Origin of the sequence: Rhizobium tibeticum, from assembly GCF_900110205.1 — a bacterium.
In the GTDB taxonomy this organism is placed as follows: Bacteria; Pseudomonadota; Alphaproteobacteria; order Rhizobiales; family Rhizobiaceae; genus Rhizobium; species Rhizobium tibeticum.
The window spans coordinates 77091-96165 of the sequence record NZ_FOCV01000002.1 but is presented as its reverse complement, the minus strand read 5'-3'; the positions used below and the strand labels follow the sequence as shown (position 1 = coordinate 96165).

General features: G+C 61.3%; 19 protein-coding genes. 11 read left to right on the top strand and 8 right to left on the bottom strand.

Annotated features, from left to right (window positions below; all coding sequences use genetic code 11):
• The 6 genes from BSG20_RS02385 to BSG20_RS02360 all read left to right on the top strand — a co-directional run bounded on the left by BSG20_RS02385 (position 1) and on the right by BSG20_RS02360 (position 5091).
• Positions 1 to 783: an ATP-binding cassette domain-containing protein gene (locus tag BSG20_RS02385; protein WP_072371360.1), complete on the top strand. Its 783-nt coding sequence runs from the start codon at positions 1 to 3 to the stop codon at positions 781 to 783.
• Positions 780 to 1406 (top strand): nucleoside triphosphate hydrolase, encoded by a 627-nt coding sequence (locus BSG20_RS02380; RefSeq protein ID WP_072371358.1) that lies wholly within the window; start codon positions 780 to 782, stop codon positions 1404 to 1406. The genes BSG20_RS02385 and BSG20_RS02380 overlap by 4 nt, the downstream gene beginning before the upstream one ends.
• 115 nt (positions 1407 to 1521) lie before the next feature.
• On the top strand, positions 1522 to 1869 hold the full coding sequence (locus BSG20_RS02375; protein ID WP_072371355.1) for a DUF805 domain-containing protein: 348 nt from the start codon (positions 1522 to 1524) through the stop codon (positions 1867 to 1869).
• Between the two features lie 91 nt (positions 1870 to 1960).
• Entirely contained in the window at positions 1961 to 3001 is a 1041-nt protein-coding gene (gene pyrC, locus BSG20_RS02370) for a dihydroorotase (RefSeq protein WP_072371352.1), read from the top strand.
• 185 nt (positions 3002 to 3186) lie between these two features.
• Positions 3187 to 4365 carry a GGDEF domain-containing protein gene (locus BSG20_RS02365; RefSeq protein WP_072371349.1) on the top strand — a complete coding sequence of 393 codons (1179 nt, stop codon included), beginning with the start codon at positions 3187 to 3189 and terminating at the stop codon, positions 4363 to 4365.
• Positions 4366 to 4554: 189 nt separating this feature from the next.
• A complete protein-coding gene (locus BSG20_RS02360; protein WP_072371346.1) occupies positions 4555 to 5091 on the top strand; it encodes a glyoxalase superfamily protein in 537 nt (178 codons plus the stop codon).
• 36 nt (positions 5092 to 5127) lie between these two features.
• Here the strand turns inward: BSG20_RS02360 and BSG20_RS02355 are convergent, their stop codons facing one another.
• A complete protein-coding gene (locus tag BSG20_RS02355; protein ID WP_072371343.1) occupies positions 5128 to 5610 on the bottom strand; it encodes an anthrone oxygenase family protein in 483 nt (160 codons plus the stop codon).
• Positions 5611 to 5612: 2 nt separating this feature from the next.
• On the bottom strand, positions 5613 to 6437 hold the full coding sequence (locus BSG20_RS02350; RefSeq protein ID WP_072371340.1) for an NmrA family NAD(P)-binding protein: 825 nt from the start codon (positions 6435 to 6437) through the stop codon (positions 5613 to 5615).
• A gap of 97 nt (positions 6438 to 6534) precedes the next feature.
• On the opposite strand from BSG20_RS02350, the gene BSG20_RS02345 reads away from it, so the two are divergent.
• Complete coding sequence (locus BSG20_RS02345; RefSeq protein WP_072371337.1) at positions 6535 to 7185, top strand: TetR/AcrR family transcriptional regulator; 651 nt, start codon at positions 6535 to 6537, stop codon at positions 7183 to 7185.
• A 52-nt stretch (positions 7186 to 7237) separates the two neighbouring features.
• On the opposite strand, the gene BSG20_RS02340 is transcribed toward BSG20_RS02345, so the two are convergent.
• Positions 7238 to 8509, bottom strand: coding sequence for an MgtC/SapB family protein (locus BSG20_RS02340; RefSeq protein WP_072371334.1), 1272 nt, complete (start codon positions 8507 to 8509; stop codon positions 7238 to 7240).
• A gap of 238 nt (positions 8510 to 8747) precedes the next feature.
• Here BSG20_RS02340 and BSG20_RS02335 point away from each other — a divergent pair, with 238 nt between their 5' ends.
• Together BSG20_RS02335 and BSG20_RS02330 are read left to right on the top strand one after the other, a co-directional pair.
• Positions 8748 to 9437 (top strand): orotate phosphoribosyltransferase, encoded by a 690-nt coding sequence (locus BSG20_RS02335; RefSeq protein ID WP_072371332.1) that lies wholly within the window; start codon positions 8748 to 8750, stop codon positions 9435 to 9437.
• 90 nt (positions 9438 to 9527) lie between these two features.
• Positions 9528 to 10454, top strand: coding sequence for a carbohydrate kinase family protein (locus tag BSG20_RS02330; protein ID WP_072371330.1), 927 nt, complete (start codon positions 9528 to 9530; stop codon positions 10452 to 10454).
• A gap of 6 nt (positions 10455 to 10460) precedes the next feature.
• Here the strand turns inward: BSG20_RS02330 and BSG20_RS02325 are convergent, their stop codons facing one another.
• A complete protein-coding gene (locus tag BSG20_RS02325; protein ID WP_072371327.1) occupies positions 10461 to 11261 on the bottom strand; it encodes an alpha/beta fold hydrolase in 801 nt (266 codons plus the stop codon).
• A 260-nt stretch (positions 11262 to 11521) separates the two neighbouring features.
• Between BSG20_RS02325 and BSG20_RS02320 the strand changes: the two genes are divergently transcribed.
• Positions 11522 to 11806, top strand: coding sequence for a BON domain-containing protein (locus tag BSG20_RS02320; RefSeq protein WP_072371324.1), 285 nt, complete (start codon positions 11522 to 11524; stop codon positions 11804 to 11806).
• A gap of 182 nt (positions 11807 to 11988) precedes the next feature.
• Here BSG20_RS02320 and pgi read toward each other — a convergent pair whose 3' ends face one another.
• A complete protein-coding gene (gene pgi, locus BSG20_RS02315) occupies positions 11989 to 13614 on the bottom strand; it encodes a glucose-6-phosphate isomerase (protein ID WP_072371321.1) in 1626 nt (541 codons plus the stop codon).
• Positions 13615 to 13752: 138 nt separating this feature from the next.
• Positions 13753 to 15453, bottom strand: coding sequence for a long-chain fatty acid--CoA ligase (locus BSG20_RS02310; protein ID WP_072371318.1), 1701 nt, complete (start codon positions 15451 to 15453; stop codon positions 13753 to 13755).
• Between the two features lie 241 nt (positions 15454 to 15694).
• Between BSG20_RS02310 and BSG20_RS02305 the strand changes: the two genes are divergently transcribed.
• Positions 15695 to 16087: a PRC-barrel domain-containing protein gene (locus tag BSG20_RS02305; protein ID WP_072371315.1), complete on the top strand. Its 393-nt coding sequence runs from the start codon at positions 15695 to 15697 to the stop codon at positions 16085 to 16087.
• A 117-nt stretch (positions 16088 to 16204) separates the two neighbouring features.
• On the opposite strand, the gene BSG20_RS02300 is transcribed toward BSG20_RS02305, so the two are convergent.
• Both BSG20_RS02300 and BSG20_RS02295 read right to left on the bottom strand, forming a co-directional pair.
• On the bottom strand, positions 16205 to 18655 hold the full coding sequence (locus tag BSG20_RS02300; RefSeq protein ID WP_072371312.1) for a glycoside hydrolase family 2 protein: 2451 nt from the start codon (positions 18653 to 18655) through the stop codon (positions 16205 to 16207).
• A 9-nt stretch (positions 18656 to 18664) separates the two neighbouring features.
• A complete protein-coding gene (locus BSG20_RS02295; protein WP_072371310.1) occupies positions 18665 to 19060 on the bottom strand; it encodes a VOC family protein in 396 nt (131 codons plus the stop codon).
• Positions 19061 to 19075 lie beyond the last annotated feature (15 nt).

The following is a 19075-nucleotide window of genomic DNA, read 5'->3' as shown; positions in this document are numbered from 1 at the left end:
ATGGCAAATGAACCCATTCTTTCGGCTCGCGGCCTCGTCAAGCGCTATGGACGCGTCACCGCGCTCGACAACGCCGACTTCGACCTCTACCCCGGCGAAATCCTTGCGGTGATCGGCGACAACGGTGCCGGCAAGTCGTCGCTGATCAAGGCGATCTCAGGCGCGGTCACCCCCGATGAGGGCGCGATCACGCTGGAGGGAAAGCAGGTCCACTTCAAGTCTCCGATGGAGGCGCGCGAAGCGGGCATCGAGACGGTCTATCAGAACCTCGCGCTTTCCCCGGCGCTGTCGATTGCCGACAACATGTTCCTTGGTCGCGAGATCAGGAAGCCGGGCGTGCTCGGCAAATGGTTCCGCATGCTCGACCGTCCGGCGATGGAAAAGCGGGCCCGCGACAAGCTCACCGAACTCGGCCTGATGACCATCCAAAACATCAACCAGGCCGTCGAAACGCTTTCGGGCGGCCAGCGCCAGGGCGTGGCGGTGGCGCGTGCCGCTGCCTTCGGCTCCAAGGTCGTCATCATGGACGAGCCGACGGCTGCGCTCGGCGTCAAGGAAAGCCGCAAGGTCCTGGAACTGATCCTCGACGTGCGGTCGCGCGGCCTGCCGATCGTGCTGATCTCACACAACATGCCGCATGTTTTCGAGGTCGCCGACCGCATCCATATTCATCGGCTTGGCCGCCGTCTGACGGTGATCAATCCGAAGGAATACACGATGTCCGATGCCGTGGCCTTCATGACCGGCGCCAAGTCCGTACCGACCGAGCCGGTCGCCGCATGAGCATCACCATCGAAGACATCGCCGGCGAGGTCATCGGCCGCGCCGGCGACACCAAGCGTTTCCTGATCGCCATTGCCGGTCCGCCCGGCGCCGGCAAATCCACCATGGCGGACAATCTCGCCGAGGCGCTGAGAGCGAAGGGCCAAACCGCGGAAGTCCTGCCGATGGATGGCTTCCATATGGACAATGCCATCCTCATCGAACGCGGCCTGCTGGCCCGCAAGGGTATTCCGGAAACTTTCGATGTCCGCGGCTTTCTCGATATTATCCGGGCCGTGCGTCCGGCCGACCAGGAAGTATTGATCCCTGTCTTCGACCGGTCCCGCGAGATTGCCATCGCCTCGGCGCGCGTCGTCTCGCCGGAGCATCGCTTTATCATCGTCGAGGGAAACTACCTGCTTTTCAGCCAGGGCAAGTGGGCCGAACTCGAAGACATCTTCGACTACTCGGTCATGCTGGCGCCGCCGATCGAGGTGCTCGAGGAACGGCTATGGGCGCGCTGGCGCGGCTACAAGCTGAGTGAGGAAGAAGCAAACGCCAAGGTCTACGGCAATGATCTGCCCAATGGCCGGCTAATTCTCGGCAATCGCCGCCGCGCGGATGTGACGCTCGACATGGCCTGATCAGCCCGCCTTCGGGCTGAGCGCAGGACTTGCGGCTCCCGGTGGAATCGTTGCAGGTTCACCTTCATGCAACTTTTGCTCTAAAGCAAACGTGTGCGGTATGGAGGGAGAGCGCATGAGCTTTACGGAAGCCGTCTTGTCAGTCTTCTCGAAATACGCCGTCTTTAGCGGCCGCGCCGGCCGACCGGAATTCTGGTGGTTTGCACTCTTCAACGTCATCGCCTCCCTGATCCTGGCCGTCCTCGACAAGTTCCTCTTCGGCTACGAAATACTTGGCGCCATCTACGGCCTTGCCGTGCTGCTTCCCGGCCTCGGCGTGGCAGTGCGCCGCCTCCACGATATCGGCCGTTCTGGTTGGTGGCTTCTGGTCGGCATCATTCCGCTGGTGGGCTGGATCGTCCTACTCGTCTGGTATCTCAGCCGCGGCACGCCCGGCTCCAACGAATACGGCGCGCCTGCCTGAAAAACCGCCGGCAAAATGTTTGCCATGCAGCGCGTCGGGGTGATAATGCGCAGGGCTGAACCTTATAGGCCAGCCCGCGGAGTTTCAGCGCATGCAATCGATCACCATCCGTCGCCCCGATGATTGGCACCTGCACCTGCGTGACGGGGCCATGTTGGAGGGCGTGATCGGCGATACAAGCCGCGACTTCGCCCGCGCGATCATCATGCCGAACCTGGTGCCGCCGGTGGTTACAACGGCCGATGCGGAGGCCTATCGCGGCCGCATCATGGCGGCGCTGCCGAAGGGCGACAAGTTCCAGCCGCTGCTGACGCTCTACCTGACGGAGCATACGAATCCCGATGACGTCGAGGCGGGCAAGACGAGCGGGCTGATCACGGCGGTCAAGCTCTACCCGGCCGGCGCCACCACCAACTCCCACGGCGGCGTGCGCGATATCGAAAAGGCGATGCCGGTGCTGGAGCGTATGGCAAAGATCGGCCTGCCGCTTTGCGTCCATGGCGAGGTGACTGCGCCAGAGGTCGACATTTTCGACCGCGAGGCCGTCTTCATCGAAACCGTGCTCGATCCGCTCCGCAAGCGTCTGCCTGAACTCAAGGTCACGATGGAGCACGTCACCACCAAGGACGGCATCGACTACATCAAGTCCGCGAAGAGCAATCTCGCAGGCTCGATCACGACGCACCATCTGATCATCAATCGCAACGCCATCCTCGTTGGCGGCATCCGCCCGCACTACTACTGCCTGCCGGTCGCCAAGCGCGAGAACCACCGCCTCGCCCTGCGTGCCGCCGCAACGAGCGGCGATCCGCGCTTCTTTCTCGGCACGGATTCAGCCCCGCACGTCGACCCATTGAAGGAATGCGCCTGCGGCTGCGCCGGCATCTACACCTCGATCAATACGATGAGCTGCCTTGCGCATGTCTTCGAACAGGAAAATGGCCTCGACAGGCTCGAGGCCTTCGCATCGCTGAACGGACCTGCTTGGTATGGCCTGCCGGTCAACGAAGAAAGAATAACGCTGTTCAAGCGCGACGAACCCGTCAGGTTTCCGGCGAAAGTCGAAACCGGCGCCGGCCTCGTTACCGTTTTCGATCCAATGTTCCCGCTTTACTGGGACGTTGATCGCTAAGGATCGTCTGCCATTCACGCAATTTTTACTCGCCTCTTCTTCGAGGGCGGCGCAGCTATGCTATTCGCGCAATGATACTGATTTAAATGCATGATTTTTTAACGAAATAAGTAAGACATTCGTCATAGCAAACCCGTAGGCTTCGCACGAATGAGGGACGCGGCAGCCGTCGCGATTTTTGAAGCATGACGCTTGATTACAATTCCCTTTTGATGGCGCTTGCAGTCTCGGCCACGTGCCTTGCCGTGACGCTGCTGGGCAGCTGGTTTGCGCGCCGCTCCGAGACTTTCCTATTGAGCTGCACGCTGGGGCTCGTCCTTATCGTCAGCGGCATCGTTGCCTATGGTCTGTATGTCGACAATCCGGTTGTGGCGTTTGCCGTTGTCTCGTTCGTACTTTTCCATGCGGGCTTTCCAATCGTCTGGGGGGCCGGCTATCAGTTCCGTGCCGGCAGGCTGCCGCGTGTTGCCGTCGTCGCCTGCGCCCTCGCGGCAATGCTCGTTTCCATACCGCCGCTGCTGATCGGTTATGACGGGCTCGCATTTATCGCCGACAACGCGGCGATCGCTGCCATGCTCGTTTCTACCGCCTATCAGTATTGGCGGGCGCGGTCAGAGGCGCCGGCGCCTCTGACCGGAATTACCGCCCTGTATTGCCTGACGGCGATCTCCTTCGTCCTGTGTGCCGCCGTCCTGATCGCCGATGGAAAAATGGTGCTGGGCGTTGCTCCGAGCAATTGGGCCGAGGATCTCAGCCTTGCAATCTGTATCGCCAGCATGACCGGCATCGGCGCCCTGTCGCTGGCGCTTCACCAGTGGCGGCTCGCCGCACGGCACCGCTTGGATGCCATGACGGATCCGCTGACCGGGCTCGTGAACCGTCGCGCGCTTTTCGATCGCTACGGACAGGGGCTGATGGGACCGGCCACCGCGGTGCTGATCTTCGATCTCGACCACTTCAAGTCCATCAACGACACCTTCGGGCATGCTGGAGGCGACCGTGTGCTGAAGGTTTTCGCCGCCGAGCTCGCGGCGAACTGCCGAACCGGCGATACCGCCGCGCGCCTTGGCGGCGAGGAGTTTGCGCTGGTTCTCAAAGAGATCATGCCGGGCCGCGCCGAAATGGTGGCCGAGCGCATTCGCAAGGCCTTTGCCGGCCGCGAGATCTACCTCGACGACGAAACCCTCGCATGCACGGTCAGTGTCGGTGTCGCGCCGGGGCGCTCCACACCGATGGATTTCGACGCCATGCTGAGTGCGGCCGACAAGGCGCTCTACGCGGCCAAGCGCGCGGGCCGGAACCGGATAGAACTCGCAAGCCATCTCCATGCCGTGCCGGCGGGTGCGGCTCGCACCTGCTCTTGATCGAAAACCTCAGCTCGCCTATCGTCGCCGTCGGCCGGATGCGGCCAGCCGCCCCGCGGCGCGAAAGCGCGATGGTGAATGCATCCAGATACATCCTTCACATCCCTTGCCGTTTGGTGATTGATGGCGAACGGGTCAGCAGACGCGGGCACTGATCATCCTGTTTGCCGCCAACGGAAAGAATGAACTATGCGCGATTTTCGTGACGCCAAGCTGATGGCGAAAGCTCTGCGGCAGGCTCTGGCTGCCCGCGACATAGACTTCACCCATAGCGAAACCCTGGAGATCGTTGCCCGCCAGTTCGGGTTCGACCAGTGGAATATCCTCTCGGCCAAGCTTGAACGGCAGGAAGCGGCAACGCCCGCGATTGCCATTCAGCCGCCGATCCCGATTTTCCGCATCTTCGACGTCGCCAAAGCGAAGGAGTTCTATTGCGGCTTTCTCGGCTTCGCGCTGGATTGGGAGCACCGCTTCGGCGATGACTTCCCACTCTATTGCCAGGTGTCGAGAAGCGGCATGATCCTGCATCTCAGCGAACATTCCGGCGATGCCAGCCCCGGCGCTCGCGCCTTCGTGCCCGTCACGGGCGTTCGTGCCTTGCAGTCCGAGCTCGCGGCCAAGCAATATCGCTACATGAAGCCCGGCCTGCAGGAGGCGCCTTGGGGCCTCGAAATGGAGGTCATCGACCCCTTCAATAACCGGCTCACCTTCTGCGAACGGATGTGATGCCGTCAGGCGGGAGGTATCCCCTCCCGCCTTATTTCACACGAGCATCAAGGCGCGCACGAAGGCGATTGAGGCGAGCAGCGAGGCGATCGTCCTCACATGGTTCCACCATGTCCAATCCTTGAGATAGGCCGTCCAGAGCGCGGTGGCCTCGGCGCCGCTGCCGCTGACTTTCACCAGCGCGTCGTTCATCGGCACGTTGAAGACGATCGTCGAGAGGAACGATGCAAACACGTAAAGCACTGCTCCGGCCAGCATCCAGACGCTGAGGCCACCGCGCCAGTTGAAGAATGCGAAGGCAGCGATCACGAGGCACAGGATCACGGTCGGCACGAAAAGCAGCATGAAGGGCGAGCGCACGATCGTGACATTGATGGAGTTCATCGCCGCTATGCCTTGCTCGGTGGGAATGCGGGCGAACGACGTCATGATAAAGGTCGAGAAGGCAAAGAAGATGCCAGCAACAAGGCCGCTGCCGATCGCAGCGGCCGCCAAAGCGATACTGAGTACAAGCGTCATTATCATACCCTCCATGTTCCATTGGCAGCAGCTTCGCGTGCATAGTCGCCGAAATCCTTGGCGGGGCGGCCGAGAATTTCTGCGATCCCATTCGCAACCCCCGAATTTCTGCCATCAAGCACCTGCGTGAAGAGCTCTTCGAGCAGGTCGATCATGCCTTTCGGCAGCCCGGCGGCAGCAAGTCCCTCTTTGAACTCTGCCATCGATATCTGCCGATAGGTGATATCCCTGCCGCATGCTTCAGCGATCTCGGCGACCGCTTCGCAAAAGCTCAGCGCGCGCGGGCCGGTCAGTTCGTAGGTCTTGTCAACATGGCTGGCATCGGTCAACGCCGCAACGGCCGCATCGGCGATGTCGTCGGTATGGATGAACGGCTCCTTCACAACACCTGTGGGAAGAGCCAGTTCGCCTGCAGCGACCTGCTCGGCAAAGGCGCCTTCGCTGAAATTCTGGCAGAACCATGATGCCCGCAGGAGGGTGTAGCCGATCCCGGACGCCTTGAGCGCTTCCTCGGCACGTTGCGCGCCGTCCTCGCCGCGGCCCGATAACAGGACGATATGGGTGAGACCGCAGTCGATGGCCGTGCGGGCGAGCGCACCGATCGCATCAGCGGCCCAGGCGACGGCAAGGTCGGGCTGGAAGCTCACATAGGCGCTCTTTGCGCCGGTAAGCGTTGCTGCCCAGTCCGCCCGCTTCTCCCAATCGAATGGGCGAGCACTGGAGCGCGAGGCAACGCGGAAGCCAAGACCTCTCTTCGCCAGCCGGTCTGCGATGCGGCCGCCTGTCTTGCCTTTGCCGCCGATGAGGATGATTTCGGAATTCTGCATGGGACCACTCCTCTGATTGAAATACGAGAAAGTCTCTCATTTGCAAAATGAGATAAACTCTCTTATTTTGCTCGTCAAGAGAAAAACGGAGGATGGAATGGGCGAAGAGGTTGCCGTCAGGCGTAGAAGGCAGCTGGAACCGACCGGCCAGCCGCGCCGGATTCCGCAGCAGAAACGCGGCCGGGAGCGCTTCGAGAAGATCCTGTCGGTGGCGCTGGAGCTGATCGAGAAGAATGGCAGCGATGCGCTGAAAATGAGCGAGATCGTTGAAAAGGCTGAGCTATCCTTCGGTGCGCTCTACCAGTATTTCCCGGACAAAAGCTCGATCATCCGCACGCTTGCCGAACGCTTCAACGAGCAGGGCAGGGCTTGCGTCAAGGCCGAGCTTGCAACGGTCACGGATGCCGCAACGCTACGGCAGGCGCTTTGCAACATTGCCGACCAATATTACGACTTCTTCCGTCAGGAGCCCGTGATGCGTGACATATGGGTCGCCACCCAGGCCGATCGGCTGCTGCAGGAGATCGATGCCGAGGACATGGAGTTTCACGCTCAGGCGTTGTTTTCCGTTCTCGCAAAGCTGGAGCCGGAGCGAGGCAAGGGTGAGCTGCTAGCCATCGCCAGGCTGACTATGCAGCTTCTTGCAGCGGCCGTTCGTTACGCGATTTCGCTGGATGATGTGGACGGACGGGCCGCGATTGCGCTTTATCAGCGGATGCTGCCCACCGCTATCGCCCGGCTGTCGTAGTCGCTACAGCGATTCATTTCCTTGTGAATTTGGTCGCGTTGGCACAATCGGCTCAGGCCGACAGAAAGCTGCGCATCGCAAAATAGCCGACGGCTCCGAGCACGACTGCCGCCGCCGATGCCTCACCAAGTGCCATCGCGTACTCCCGCCGCCCCGCGGTGAAGGCAAGCACCACCTTCGTCACCGTATTGACCGCGACGGCGATCAGGATGACATCGGCTGCCGTCGTCACGTCGATCGTCGAGCCGACGAGGCGTGCGGTGGAAAGCGTGATGGCATCGACGTCGACGAGGCCGGAGATCGCCGCCACGACGAAGAGCGCGGATGGCCCGACATAGTCGATCGTCATCTTCGAGACGAGGCTGATGAGGCCGAGCAGCAACGCAAAGGAGATGACGGTCCTGAGCTCGAAGGGGTTTTTTACATCGATCTCCGGTGCCTCAGTCGCCGTCTTGGAACGCCACACCGAAAACAGGCCTGCCGCCAGGAAACCGATGATCGCCGGGACGAGCGCGGCAGCGAGCGGCATCAGCATGGCGAAGGAGAGCGCGCTGGCGATGACGAGAACACGCGCGAAGGAGAGGGCGCCGGCAATGCCTGCCCCGGCTGCAAGGTGTCGTGCGCCCTCGGGCGCTTCCGCCGAATAGCGGGCGAAGGAAAGTGTCAAGGCGGTCGACGAGACAAGTCCGCCCGCAGCCCCCGCCAGCAGAACGCCACGGCCCGTGCCCATCAATCGAATCGCGGCATAGCCGGCGAAGGACAAAGCTGCGATGGTGATCGTCAGCAGCCAGAGCGAGTGGGGGTTGAGCGCGCCCCAGGGATCGAGCGCCTCGTCTGGCAGCAGTGGCAGCGCGATCACGGTCATTGCAAGCAGCATAAGGGCAGAGCGGAGTTCAACCCAGGTCAACCCTCTAAGAAAGCCATGCAGGCTGTGGCGGGCTGCAAGAATTGCCGTCGTTGCGACGCCGCCGGCGGCCGCAGTGACGATGTCGCCGACAGCAGCCAGAACGCCGAGCCCGAACACCACAAGGGCGGCCACGACCGATGTGATGCTGTAGTCTTCGTTCTCCTTCGTCTCCTGCCACTTGCCGGCAATGTAGACGAGACCCAGAAGCACAGCGATTGTCGCCGGCAGAAAGGGACCGGTCATGGACTGAAGTGTTCCGGCTATTCCGCCGAGAAAGCCGGTCAGGCCGAAAGTGCGGATACCAGCCGTCCTGCCTCCCGCGCGAATATCACGCTCCTGCCAACCTCGCTCGACGCCGACGAGCAGGCCGATGGCAAGTGCGACGCCGAGGCGCTGGAAAACTTCGATATGGTCCATCGCATGACGATATCGCCGCCGCGCGGGTGCGCAAGCGCAAATATCTGAAAGAATTGATGCATTGCAGACCTGCGTGCCGCGAACATGGCTTTCGTCAGCGTTTCTTGAGCGGGCGCACTCTATCTTCCTCGATCATCAAGGCGTTTTTGCCGTCATTGTCGGCATGGAACCACTCGCCGTTCTGGAAACTTGCCGCACTTGCTGCTATTGGCCCATAAATTTGACAAAGGAGAGAGCGATGATCCAGACGACATTCACCGACCGCGCAGTCATGGCGCAACTCGTGGCGAAGATGCTCTGGGAGATCAAGGCGGTCCACTTCAACGCGGCGCAGCCCTACAAGTTCGCCTCCGGTATGGCGAGCCCCGTCTACATCGATTGCCGCAAGCTGCTGTCCTTCCCGCGCGTCCGCTCGACCGTCATGGATTTTGCCGCGAGCGTCGTGTTGCGCGAGGCCGGTTTCGAGCAGTTCGATTGCGTGGCCGGCGGCGAGACAGCAGGCATTCCCTTTGCCGCATTGCTCGCCGATCGCCTCAGCCTGCCGATGATCTATGTCCGCAAGCAGCCGAAGGGTCACGGCCGCAACGCGCAGATTGAAGGCAATATGCCGGAAGGCTCGCGCGTGCTCGTCATCGAGGACCTGACGACCGCCGGCGGCAGCATGTTCAAGTTCATCGATGCCGTTCGCGCTGCCGGCGGCGTGGTCGATCACGGCATAGCGCTCTTTTACTACGGCATTTTCGACGAAGGTGCGCTGCGCTTTGCCGATGGCAAGGTGAAGCTGCACTACATCGCGACTTGGCGCGATGTGCTGGCGGTCGCAAAAGCTCTAAGGCTGTTCGACGAGAAGACGTTGAGCGAAGTGGAAGCCTTCCTTGATGCGCCGCTTGCCTGGTCGGGACGCAACGGGGGCATTTCATCACTTTGAATGAAGAATTGCGTCGCGGCGCTTTGCTTTTGCCACGAAATTATCTAATCGATTTGAGTATCGACGGATCGTAATGCATGGGAGGCCGGAATGATTTTGTGCTGTGGCGAAGCGCTGATTGACATGTTGCCGCGCGAGACGACTCTCGGCGAGAAGGGCTTTGCCCCTTATGCCGGCGGTGCAATCTTCAACACGGCGATCGCGCTCGGCCGCCTCGGAATTCCGACGGCTTTCTTCACCGGCCTCGCTGATGACATGATGGGCGAGATTCTGCGCGATACACTGAAGGCGAGCAACGTCGATTTCGGCCTCTGCGCCATCACGCCGCGCCCGTCCACCGTCGCTTTCGTCAAGCTGGTCAACGGCCAGGCTACCTACGCCTTTTACGACGAAGGTACGGCCGGCCGCATGATCACCACCGACGATCTGCCTGTCCTCGGCGACGATTGCGAAGCGCTGCATTTCGGCGCGATCAGCCTCATCCCGAGCCCTTGCGGCGAAACCTACGAGGCGCTGCTCGACCGCGAATGCGATAAGCGCGTCATTTCGCTGGACCCAAACATTCGCCCGGGCTTCATCAAGAACAAGGAAGCCCACATGGCGCGTATAAAGCGCATGGCGTCCAAGTCGGATATCCTGAAGTTCTCAGATGAGGATCTGGATTGGTTTGGCCTCGAAGGCAGCCACGACGATCTGGCCGCCTACTGGCTGCACCAGGGCGCCAAGCTCGTCGTCGTCACCAAGGGTGCTGAAGGCGCTTCCGGTTACACCAAGGAGCGCAAGGTCACGGTGCCGAGCCAGCGCGTCACCGTCGTCGATACGGTCGGCGCGGGCGACACCTTCGATGCCGGCGTACTTGCTTCTCTGAAGATCGACGATCTGCTGACCAAGGCGAAGGTCGCCTCGCTCAGCGAGAAAGCCTTGCGCAACGCCCTCTCGCTCGGCGCGAAGGCCGCTGCCGTTACGGTCTCGCGCGCCGGCGCCAATCCTCCTTGGGCGAAAGAAATCGGCCTCTGAGACAGGCTATAGCCGGTCGAGAAAGCTGAGCACTTCGCGGTTGAAGTGCTCGGGCCGCTGCAGCGGCGCGAAATGGCTTACGTCTGGAATAAGGATCAGTTCGGCATCGGGAATGTTGCGCGCAAGATAGTCGGCGTGCTCACGCTTGATGAATTCGTCATTCTCTCCGAGAACGACCGCCACCGGCACCTTGATGCCGGCAAGGTCAGCAGCCGTGTAGTTCGGCTCGGTCTGCATCATCTGCGACACATCCGTCACGAAGCTATCGAAGGCGTCGGGTGTGGCCGACAGTGCCTGATAGTCTTTCCTGTGGCGGCTGAAGCAACGATCGATGACCGGCGTCGGCCGGAACTCCAGCGTGCCGCTGGGATCCATGTTGCAGGCAAAGAAGAAGACACCGCAGACACGGTCCGGCCGCCTGTCGGCAAGTATCAGCGCCGTGCAGGCGCCGTCGCTCCAGCCGACGAGGGCGGTCCTTGCGAGGTCCAAATGGTCCATGACGGCGAGCACGTCTTCGGCCATCTGAGCATAGTGGAACGGCCGGTCGTCGCGCGTGCTGCGGCCGTGTCCGCGGCTGTCGATGACGACCGCCTGCCGGCCCGAAGCGACCAATGCCGGCACCTGATAACCCCAGTTCCCGGCATTGCCGAGCCCGCCATGCAGCAGCATGACGGCGGGGCCGGAACCGTAGGTCGCATACCAGATACGAGCCCCGTCGTTCTCGACGAAGCCTTCATCCTCGGGTTTCGCTAACGGCGCTGCGCCATGTGCGTCGAAATCTACAAGTTCGTCGTCCGTCACGTGCATTCAAACCTCTCCTGAAGCGTATACTAAGAACGCGTTGTGAGGTCGAATTTCGACATTGCCCATTAAAATATTGGTCGCAATTATCGGCGCTGCTGCTTTTGGGCTGAGCAGCCTCCTGATCTCCGGCATTAGCCCGCCCCCAACCGAAGAGATTCTATCCCCGCATTAGGCTGTGGCCAGGAAGACACTCGGGCATGTCATACTTAATAGACTGCTAATATGCATATCTGTAGCTTCGACGTTTAACATTGGAGGAGAAAATGATTCTACGGTTGGACGGTCAAGGCTGGTCACTCGGCAGCGTCGAAGCGGGACATTGCTCGGCGGCAACCAAGGCTGCCGTCAAATGTGCGCTGGAGGTGGCATCGGAGTTCGATAGCACGCAGATCGTTGTTTCAATGCTTGGCGACGTCGTCGTGCTTGAAGGGTCCGTCCGATGTCGCGGCGATGACGAACTTGCGGTGGATGTTGCCGCTTCAATCGTCGGGTGGGAACATATTCACAATCGGCTGATATGCCGCGGCTTCCCGAAGCGGCCGAGCTAGAAGGCGGTCGAGACTGCGTTCGTTGCTTCGGCCTCGAGGCCGATAGCTGTCGGGGCCGTTGTGGGCGCGAAGCGGCAGGCGCCTCTTCCATAGCCACGATCGAGGTTGGCCGCAGCGGCTCTCATGCGCAGAAAAGTTGCTCCCGCTGCGCGAGCCGCGGGAGCACTTGATTTCGGTCGCGGTTACTTGGTGAGCTTCGCCAGCGCGGCAACGAGCCCCTGCGTCGAGGAATCGTGGCCCGAAGCGCTTTCCTTACCTTCCACGACGGGCAGCAGGCCGGTCGCCAGTTCCTTGCCGAGCTCGACGCCCCATTGGTCGAAAGAGTTGATGCGGAAGAGCACGCCTTCAACAAAGACGCGGTGTTCGTAAAGAGCGATCAGGCGGCCAAGCGCATAGGGCGTCAGCTTGTCGTAAACGAAGGTGATCGACGGACGGTTGCCTGTGAAGACGCGGTGCGGCGCGATGAAGTCCGCCTTCTTGTCGTCCATGCCCTTGTCGGTCAGCTGCTTCTTCGCTTCCTCGAAGGTGCGGCCCTTCATAAGCGCCTCGGACTGGGCGAGCACATTTGCCATCAGAAGCTGGTGCTGGTGGCGCAGATTTGGCTCGAAAGCGTTTGCCGCGATCATGAACTCGGCCGGGATGACGCTCGTGCCCTGGTGGATCAGCTGGTAGAAGGCGTGCTGGCCGTTGGTGCCTGGCTCGCCCCAGACGACCGGGCCGGAATTGCCCTCGACCGACGTACCGTCGACCGTCACGCCCTTGCCGTTCGATTCCATGTCGAGCTGCTGCAGGTAAGCCGGGAAGCGCGACAGGCGCTGGTCGTAGGGCAGGATCGCGCGGGTCGGATAGCCGAGCACATTGCGATGATAGAAGCCGATGAGACCGAGCAGCATGGGCAGGTTCTTGGCAATCGGCGCCTGACGGAAGTGATTGTCGACAGCATGCGCGCCGTCGAGGAACTTGCCGAAATTTTCAGGCCCGACAGCGATCATCAGCGGCAGGCCGATCGCCGACCAGATCGAGTAGCGGCCGCCGACCCAATCCCAGAAGCCGAAGACGCGTTCGCTTCCGATGCCGAAGGCGGCGACCTTGTCGAGTGCCGTCGAAACCGCAGCGAAATGATGCTGGATGGCCGCCTCGCCGAGCGCGTCGGCAATGAACTTGCGCGCCGTCTGCGCGTTCGTCATCGTTTCCACGGTCGTGAAAGTCTTGGAGGCGACGATGAAAAGCGTCGTTTCAGGCTGAACGAGCTTCAGCGTGTCGGCGATATGGGCGCCGTCGATGTTGGAAACGAAGTGCGCGCGGGGGCCATCATGGAAAGGCGCCAGCGCCAGCGTCGCCATGACGGGGCCGAGGTCGGAGCCGCCGATGCCAATGTTGATGACGTCGGTGATCGCCTTGCCGGTCGCCCCCTTCAGGCTGCCCGAACGGATGCCGTCTGCAAACTTGCCCATGGCGGCAAGCACGGCATTGACGTCAGGCATGACATCCTTGCCATCGACGATAACAGGCGTATTGGAGCGGTTGCGCAGCGCGGTGTGCAGGACGGCGCGGCTTTCCGTGAAGTTGATCGCCTTGCCGGAGAACATCTCGTCGCGCTTGGCTTCGACGCCGCCCGTTTCGGCGAGCTTGACCAGCAGGGCCAGGATATCATCGTTCACGGCCGTCTTGGAATAGTCCATCAGCAGGTCGTCGAGTGACACGCTGAAGCGCGAGAAACGCTGCGGGTCGGCGACGAAGGCGGCGCGCAGATCCGTTGCCTTGGAGGCGGTCGCCGTGCTCTTCAATTGTTCGACGATGGCATTCATGGGAGGCTCCTTTGCAGGGCGAGAGGGTCGCGGAAACTATTCGCTTTGTAGGGCGCAAATCAAGTTCGGCGACCTGTCGAAGCGCAAAAAAGCCACCCGCGGCGGCGGATGGCCCGTAATTTCACGCAACCGTCAAAATCAGCCGCGCAGATCCTTGCGCAGGATCTTGCCGACCGGCGTCTTCGGCAGTTCGGTGCGGAATTCCACGAAGCGCGGCCGCTTGTAGTTGGTGAGGTTTGCTGCGCAATGGGCCTTCACGTCCGCCTCCGTCAATGCCGGATCCTTGCGCACCACGAAGAGCTTGACCGCCTCGCCGGAATGGCCGTCGGCAATGCCGACGGCTGCCGCCTCGAGAATGCCTGGATGCATTGCCGCCACTTCCTCGATCTCGTTCGGATAGACGTTGAAGCCCGACACGAGGATCATGTCCTTCTTGCGGTCGACGATCTTGGTGTAGCCGCGCGCATCCATGAAGCCCATGTCGCCGGTGCGGAAATAGCCGTCCGGCGTCATCACCCGCGCCGTCTCCTCCGGCTTGTTCCAGTAGCCGGCCATCACCTGCGGACCGCGGATGCAGATCTCTCCTATGTCGCCAAGCGGCAGCGAGTTGCCGTCCTCGTCGCGAATATCAAGTTCGGTGGACGGGATCGGCAGCCCGATCGAGCCGGTGAACTCCGCCGAATCGAAGCGGTTTGCCGTTGCCACCGGCGATGTCTCAGAAAGACCATAGCCTTCGGTAATATGCGAGCCGGTGATCTTCAGCCAGCGCTCTGCAACCGGCCGCTGTACCGCCATACCGCCGCCAAGCGACATCACCATGGAGGAGAAATCGACCTTGGCGAAATCGGCATTGTTCATCAGCGCGTTGAAGAGCGTATTGAGGCCGGGGAATATGTGGACCTTGACCTTGCCGAACTCCTTGACGAGCGCCGGAATATCGCGCGGGTTGGCGACGAGGATGTTGTGGGCGCCGAGCGACATGCCCATCAGCGAATTCACCGTCAGCGCGAAGATATGGTAGAGCGGTAACGCGCAGAGGAAATTCAGCACCTCCGGGCGCGGCTTTCCGTCAAAGGCCGATTGCAGCCAGAGTTCGAGCTGCAGCTTGTTGGACAGCAGATTCTTGTGCGTGAGCACCGCGCCCTTGGCGATGCCCGTCGTGCCACCGGTGTATTGCAGGAAGGCGATATCGTCACCCTTGAGGCTTGCGGGCTTCAGGGCCTTACTCGCGCCTTCGCCCAGCACCTGCTTGAAGGTCTTATGCTGCGGGATGGACCAGGAGGGAACGAGCTTCTTCACCTTGCGCACGAGCAGATTGACGATCAGACCCTTGGCGCCCAGCATTTCGCCGAGTGAGGTGACGACGACATGGCGCACGTCGGTCTTGACCAGCACCTGCTCCACCGTGCGCGCGAAATTCTCCAGCACGAAGATCGCCTTGGCGCCGGAGTCCCGCAACTGATGTTCGAGTTCGCGCGGTGTGTAGAGCGGATTGACGTTCACCGCGACAAAGCCGGCGCGCAGGATGCCGTAGACGGCGACGGGGTTCTGCAGCACGTTCGGCATCATGACGGCGACACGGTCGCCTTTCTCGAGGCCGAGGCCCTGAAGCCATGCCGCGATCTTGCGCGTTTGGTGTTCGAGCTCGCCGTAGGTCAGCGTCTTGCCCATGCTGGAGAAGGCGGTGCGATTGGCATAGCGCGCGCAGGATTTCTCAAGCAGTTCCGCCAATGATTCGTATTCGAGCGGGGGAAGCTCCGCCGGCACGCTGTCAGGATAGGTGGCAAGCCAGGGTTTTTCGGGCTTCGCACCGCCTGGATGGACGGAAATGCTGTTCATCGTGTCTCTCTCCCTCTGGCTGCCGGCCGGTCCCACCGGCAAGCCGATTGGACGATCCTCCATCTTCCAACACGGCAGCTTATGTCATCGCCTGAATGGTTCAAGCTGAGATTAGAGTTACACTAACCTTGACGTAAACGTCAATATTGTCGTGTCGATGATGAGGTTCATTAAATCGGGAACCTTGAGTTCAGGGCGACGTTGTCAAACCATGGACCACGAAACAAGAAGGAGGTGCACGATGCTGCACCAGGACGCCGACAATACCCGCCGTGACCCGAATGTGAAGGATACGCCGACGCTGATTGCCAGCGACCGCGTGGAAGGCACCCGCGTATATGGCGCCGACGGCAAGCATATCGGCTCGATTGAACGATTGATCCTCGGCAAGCAGGATGGCCGCGTTGCCTACGCCGTGCTCGAGTTCGGCGGCTTCATGGGCATCGGCCACGATCACTATCCGCTGCCGTGGGAAAAGCTGACTTACGATACCCAGCTTGACGGCTACCGCATCGACCTGACCAAGGAGCAGATCGAAGGCGCGCCGAGCTATGCGGATGATGACGACACCTGGTACAACGATAATGGCCGCCGCGTTTATGACTACTATGGCGTGCCGCCCTACTGGATGTAACGTCGTCCGCATATGCGCGGTCGTTGATCGCGCGGACATGCGCTGCGCCACAAGAGTTCTTTGGACGCAGAGCGCAGTAAAACGACTTGGATGGGCCCCGTCGCAGACGGGGCCTTTTCAGTTTGCGTTGACGAGATCGTTGGCCGACCGCAGTACGGTGCCGATGGTGATATCGCCCGCCGACAGCGGTTTTGCTGTCTGCAGCTGGAATAGGTGGCTTTCGCCGGGCAGCAGCGTCACCAGCATTGAATCGACGACAGCGGTCGGGTCGAGACGATCCGCCATCAGGCAGAGATCCTTCAGGAACGTTTCGGCCGTTACCTTCACCGCATAGCCATCCACGCTGGGGCTCATCTCGACCGAGAGCTTCGCCTGCGGAAGCTTGAGGTCGACATCCTCCACGAAATAATGGAACGCGCGCCGGTCGAGCATCTGCACGACGATGACCTCGCTGTCGGCCGTGCCCGGCGTTGCGATATCAGCCGGTAGCGGAAATTCCTTTGCCTCGAAGCGGTCGCAGAGCAGCCGCCAGAACTCGAATTCGGCAAGCACCGTTCCGTCCAGCAGCAGGCGATTGCCTGATATCTTCGCCCGCCAGAACAGCGTCCGCTCGTTAACGGCTACGGCCGCCAGTCCGCCGGCGTGTGGCTGGATCGTGAGGAGCCGCGGGTCGAAAGCCTGCTGCATGGCGTACCAGAGCGGCTTGCGGCGTCCGGCCGAATCGAGTGCCGCCCAGGAGGTCACCGGCCAGCAATCATTGAACTGCCAGACGACGGCGCCCTTGCAGACGGCGCGGTGCGAGCGCATGTGCTCGATCGCGAAACGGATAGCGCGCGCCTGGTTGAGTTGCGTGGCGAAGTGCCAGTCATCCATGGTCTGTGGGACCGGAAGATGCCCGGCAAGGCCGCGCATCAGCTTGTCGTTGCCCTGGGTCGCCTTCTGATGGTGGAAGACGCCATTCGAGGTCGGCGTGAGCGGCGCGTCATGCACGCTTTCCTCGATCGTCGCCCAGTTTGGCGGCGCCTGCCAGCCGAACTCCGAGCAGAAGCGCGGTATGTAGTTGCGATAAACCTCGTAGCCGACATCGTTCCACACGTCCCAGATGTGCTTGCACCCATGTTCGTCGGCATTGGGCTCGATCTCCATCGTGCCGGAAAAGGGGCTGCCGGGATAGTACGGCCGATCGGGGTCGAGCTCTGCGCAAAGCTTCGGCAGAATGCCGAGATAGTAGCCGAGCCCCCAGCTCTCGCCCTCCTTGATGATCGGTCGCCAGCCCCACTCGTCGAAGCCCCAGATATTCTCGTTGTTGCCGTTCCAGACGATCAGCGACGCGTGCGGCATCAGGCGCACGACGTTGTCGCGCACCTCCGCCTCGACCTCGCTGCGCAGCGGCTCGTCTTCGGGGTAGGAGGCGCAGGCGAAAAGGAAATCCTGCCACACGAGCATGCCGGCGCGGTCGCATGCCTCGTAGAACTCGTCGCGTTCGAAGATGCCGCCGCCCCAGACGCGCAGCAGATTGACGTTGGCCCTCTTGGCTTCCTCGATCCGGGAAACATAGCGCTCCGCCATGACGCGAGAGGGAAAGCAGTCGTCCGGAATCCAATTGGCGCCGCAGAGGAAGAGCGGAACATCGTTGATAACGAACGTGAAGGCGGAGCCGTGCTCGTCGGGTGCGGTATCGAGCCTGACGGAGCGGAAGCCGATCTCCTTGACGTAGGCGTCGAGTAAGTTATCGCTTACGCTGTCACGCAATTCGATCCGCAGCGCATAGAGCGGTTGCGCACCAAGATGATGCGGCCACCAGATCTGCGGTGCAGGAACGGTCAGCTGGAACTCGATTTCGTCCGATCCCTCCGCGAGCTCGGCAACATGGCTGATGCCGGCAATGCTTGCGACGAGCCTTGCACCCACGCCGTCTTGCCGCTCGATGCGCGCGCGAACCGTCACACGCCCGTCGCCGCCGGCCAGCGTTGCCGAAACCCGCGTCTCGGCGAGCCTCGCTCGGTCCCAGCTTTCCAGCCGCACAGGCTTCCAGACACCCGCTGTCACCAGCGTTGGCCCCCAGTCCCAGCCGAAGTTGCAGGCCATCTTGCGCATCAGATTGCCGGGGCCGGGATAGTTGTTCGGCCGGTAGCCGTAATGCGCTTCCATCTCCGCGCCATAGGCATAGGCGGAGCGGAAGGTCACAACGAGCTCGTTCGAGCCTCGTTTCAGCCGCTCCGAGACATCGAAGCGATAGGTGCGGTGCATATTGGAAGTGCGGCCGAGTTCCTCGCCGTTCAGCGCGATGGTCGCGACCGTATCAAGACCGTCGAACACCAGCTCGCGGACTTTTCCGGCGTCCGGCGATGCATTGAAGACGCAGCGGTAACTCCAGTCTTGCTTGCCGACCCAGTCGTTGGTGATCTCGTTGACGTCGAGATAAGGATCCGGGATCAGCCGGTTGGCCAGAAGGTCGAGATGCACGCAGCCCGGCACCTTGGCCGGAATTTCGGTTGGCAGGTCGTGTCGGCCTGCAACGTTGCAGGTAAGAATCCAGCCCCGGTTCAGTTCGATCTTTTCGATCATGGGGAACTCTTAGAGGTAGCGGCCGTGGCGCTGCAGGACCTCGATCTTGTAGCCGTCAGGATCGGTGATGAAGAAGAACAGCGCCAAGAGCCTGCCGTCGCGATTGAGCTCGACGATCTTGCCGGGGTTCAATCCCGCTTCCGTCAGACGCCTGTGCTCGACCTCGACTTCCTGGACGGAGAGAGCAAGATGCCCATAGCCGTTGCCGAGATCGTAGGGCTCGGTGCGCCCCTTGTTGACCGTCAGCTCCAGCTCGAAGCCGGTCTCGTCATTGCTCATGTAGATCAGCGTGAAGGTGTCGAAGTCGATGCGATCGGCGACTTTGAGGCCGAAGACCTTGCCGTAGAACTCGACGGAGCGCGCCTCGTCGAGAACGCGGATCATGGAGTGAATCATCTTGGCCAAGGCTGCCTCCCATTG

What these genes read in the sequence shown, in the direction of transcription:
- BSG20_RS02330 (WP_072371330.1), top strand. Translation starts at nt 9,528, where the DNA reads ATGATTTTGTGCTGTGGCGAAGCGCTGATTGACATGTTGCCGCGCGAG.
- pgi (WP_072371321.1), bottom strand. Translation starts at nt 13,614, where the DNA reads ATGAATGCCATCGTCGAACAATTGAAGAGCACGGCGACCGCCTCCAAG.
- BSG20_RS02300 (WP_072371312.1), bottom strand. Translation starts at nt 18,655, where the DNA reads ATGATCGAAAAGATCGAACTGAACCGGGGCTGGATTCTTACCTGCAAC.
- BSG20_RS02360 (WP_072371346.1), top strand. Translation starts at nt 4,555, where the DNA reads ATGCGCGATTTTCGTGACGCCAAGCTGATGGCGAAAGCTCTGCGGCAG.
- BSG20_RS02320 (WP_072371324.1), top strand. Translation starts at nt 11,522, where the DNA reads ATGATTCTACGGTTGGACGGTCAAGGCTGGTCACTCGGCAGCGTCGAA.
- BSG20_RS02345 (WP_072371337.1), top strand. Translation starts at nt 6,535, where the DNA reads ATGGGCGAAGAGGTTGCCGTCAGGCGTAGAAGGCAGCTGGAACCGACC.
- BSG20_RS02335 (WP_072371332.1), top strand. Translation starts at nt 8,748, where the DNA reads ATGATCCAGACGACATTCACCGACCGCGCAGTCATGGCGCAACTCGTG.
- BSG20_RS02305 (WP_072371315.1), top strand. Translation starts at nt 15,695, where the DNA reads ATGCTGCACCAGGACGCCGACAATACCCGCCGTGACCCGAATGTGAAG.
- BSG20_RS02325 (WP_072371327.1), bottom strand. Translation starts at nt 11,261, where the DNA reads ATGCACGTGACGGACGACGAACTTGTAGATTTCGACGCACATGGCGCA.
- BSG20_RS02380 (WP_072371358.1), top strand. Translation starts at nt 780, where the DNA reads ATGAGCATCACCATCGAAGACATCGCCGGCGAGGTCATCGGCCGCGCC.
- pyrC (WP_072371352.1), top strand. Translation starts at nt 1,961, where the DNA reads ATGCAATCGATCACCATCCGTCGCCCCGATGATTGGCACCTGCACCTG.
- BSG20_RS02355 (WP_072371343.1), bottom strand. Translation starts at nt 5,610, where the DNA reads ATGACGCTTGTACTCAGTATCGCTTTGGCGGCCGCTGCGATCGGCAGC.
- BSG20_RS02340 (WP_072371334.1), bottom strand. Translation starts at nt 8,509, where the DNA reads ATGGACCATATCGAAGTTTTCCAGCGCCTCGGCGTCGCACTTGCCATC.
- BSG20_RS02375 (WP_072371355.1), top strand. Translation starts at nt 1,522, where the DNA reads ATGAGCTTTACGGAAGCCGTCTTGTCAGTCTTCTCGAAATACGCCGTC.
- BSG20_RS02365 (WP_072371349.1), top strand. Translation starts at nt 3,187, where the DNA reads ATGACGCTTGATTACAATTCCCTTTTGATGGCGCTTGCAGTCTCGGCC.
- BSG20_RS02350 (WP_072371340.1), bottom strand. Translation starts at nt 6,437, where the DNA reads ATGCAGAATTCCGAAATCATCCTCATCGGCGGCAAAGGCAAGACAGGC.
- BSG20_RS02385 (WP_072371360.1), top strand. Translation starts at nt 1, where the DNA reads ATGGCAAATGAACCCATTCTTTCGGCTCGCGGCCTCGTCAAGCGCTAT.
- BSG20_RS02310 (WP_072371318.1), bottom strand. Translation starts at nt 15,453, where the DNA reads ATGAACAGCATTTCCGTCCATCCAGGCGGTGCGAAGCCCGAAAAACCC.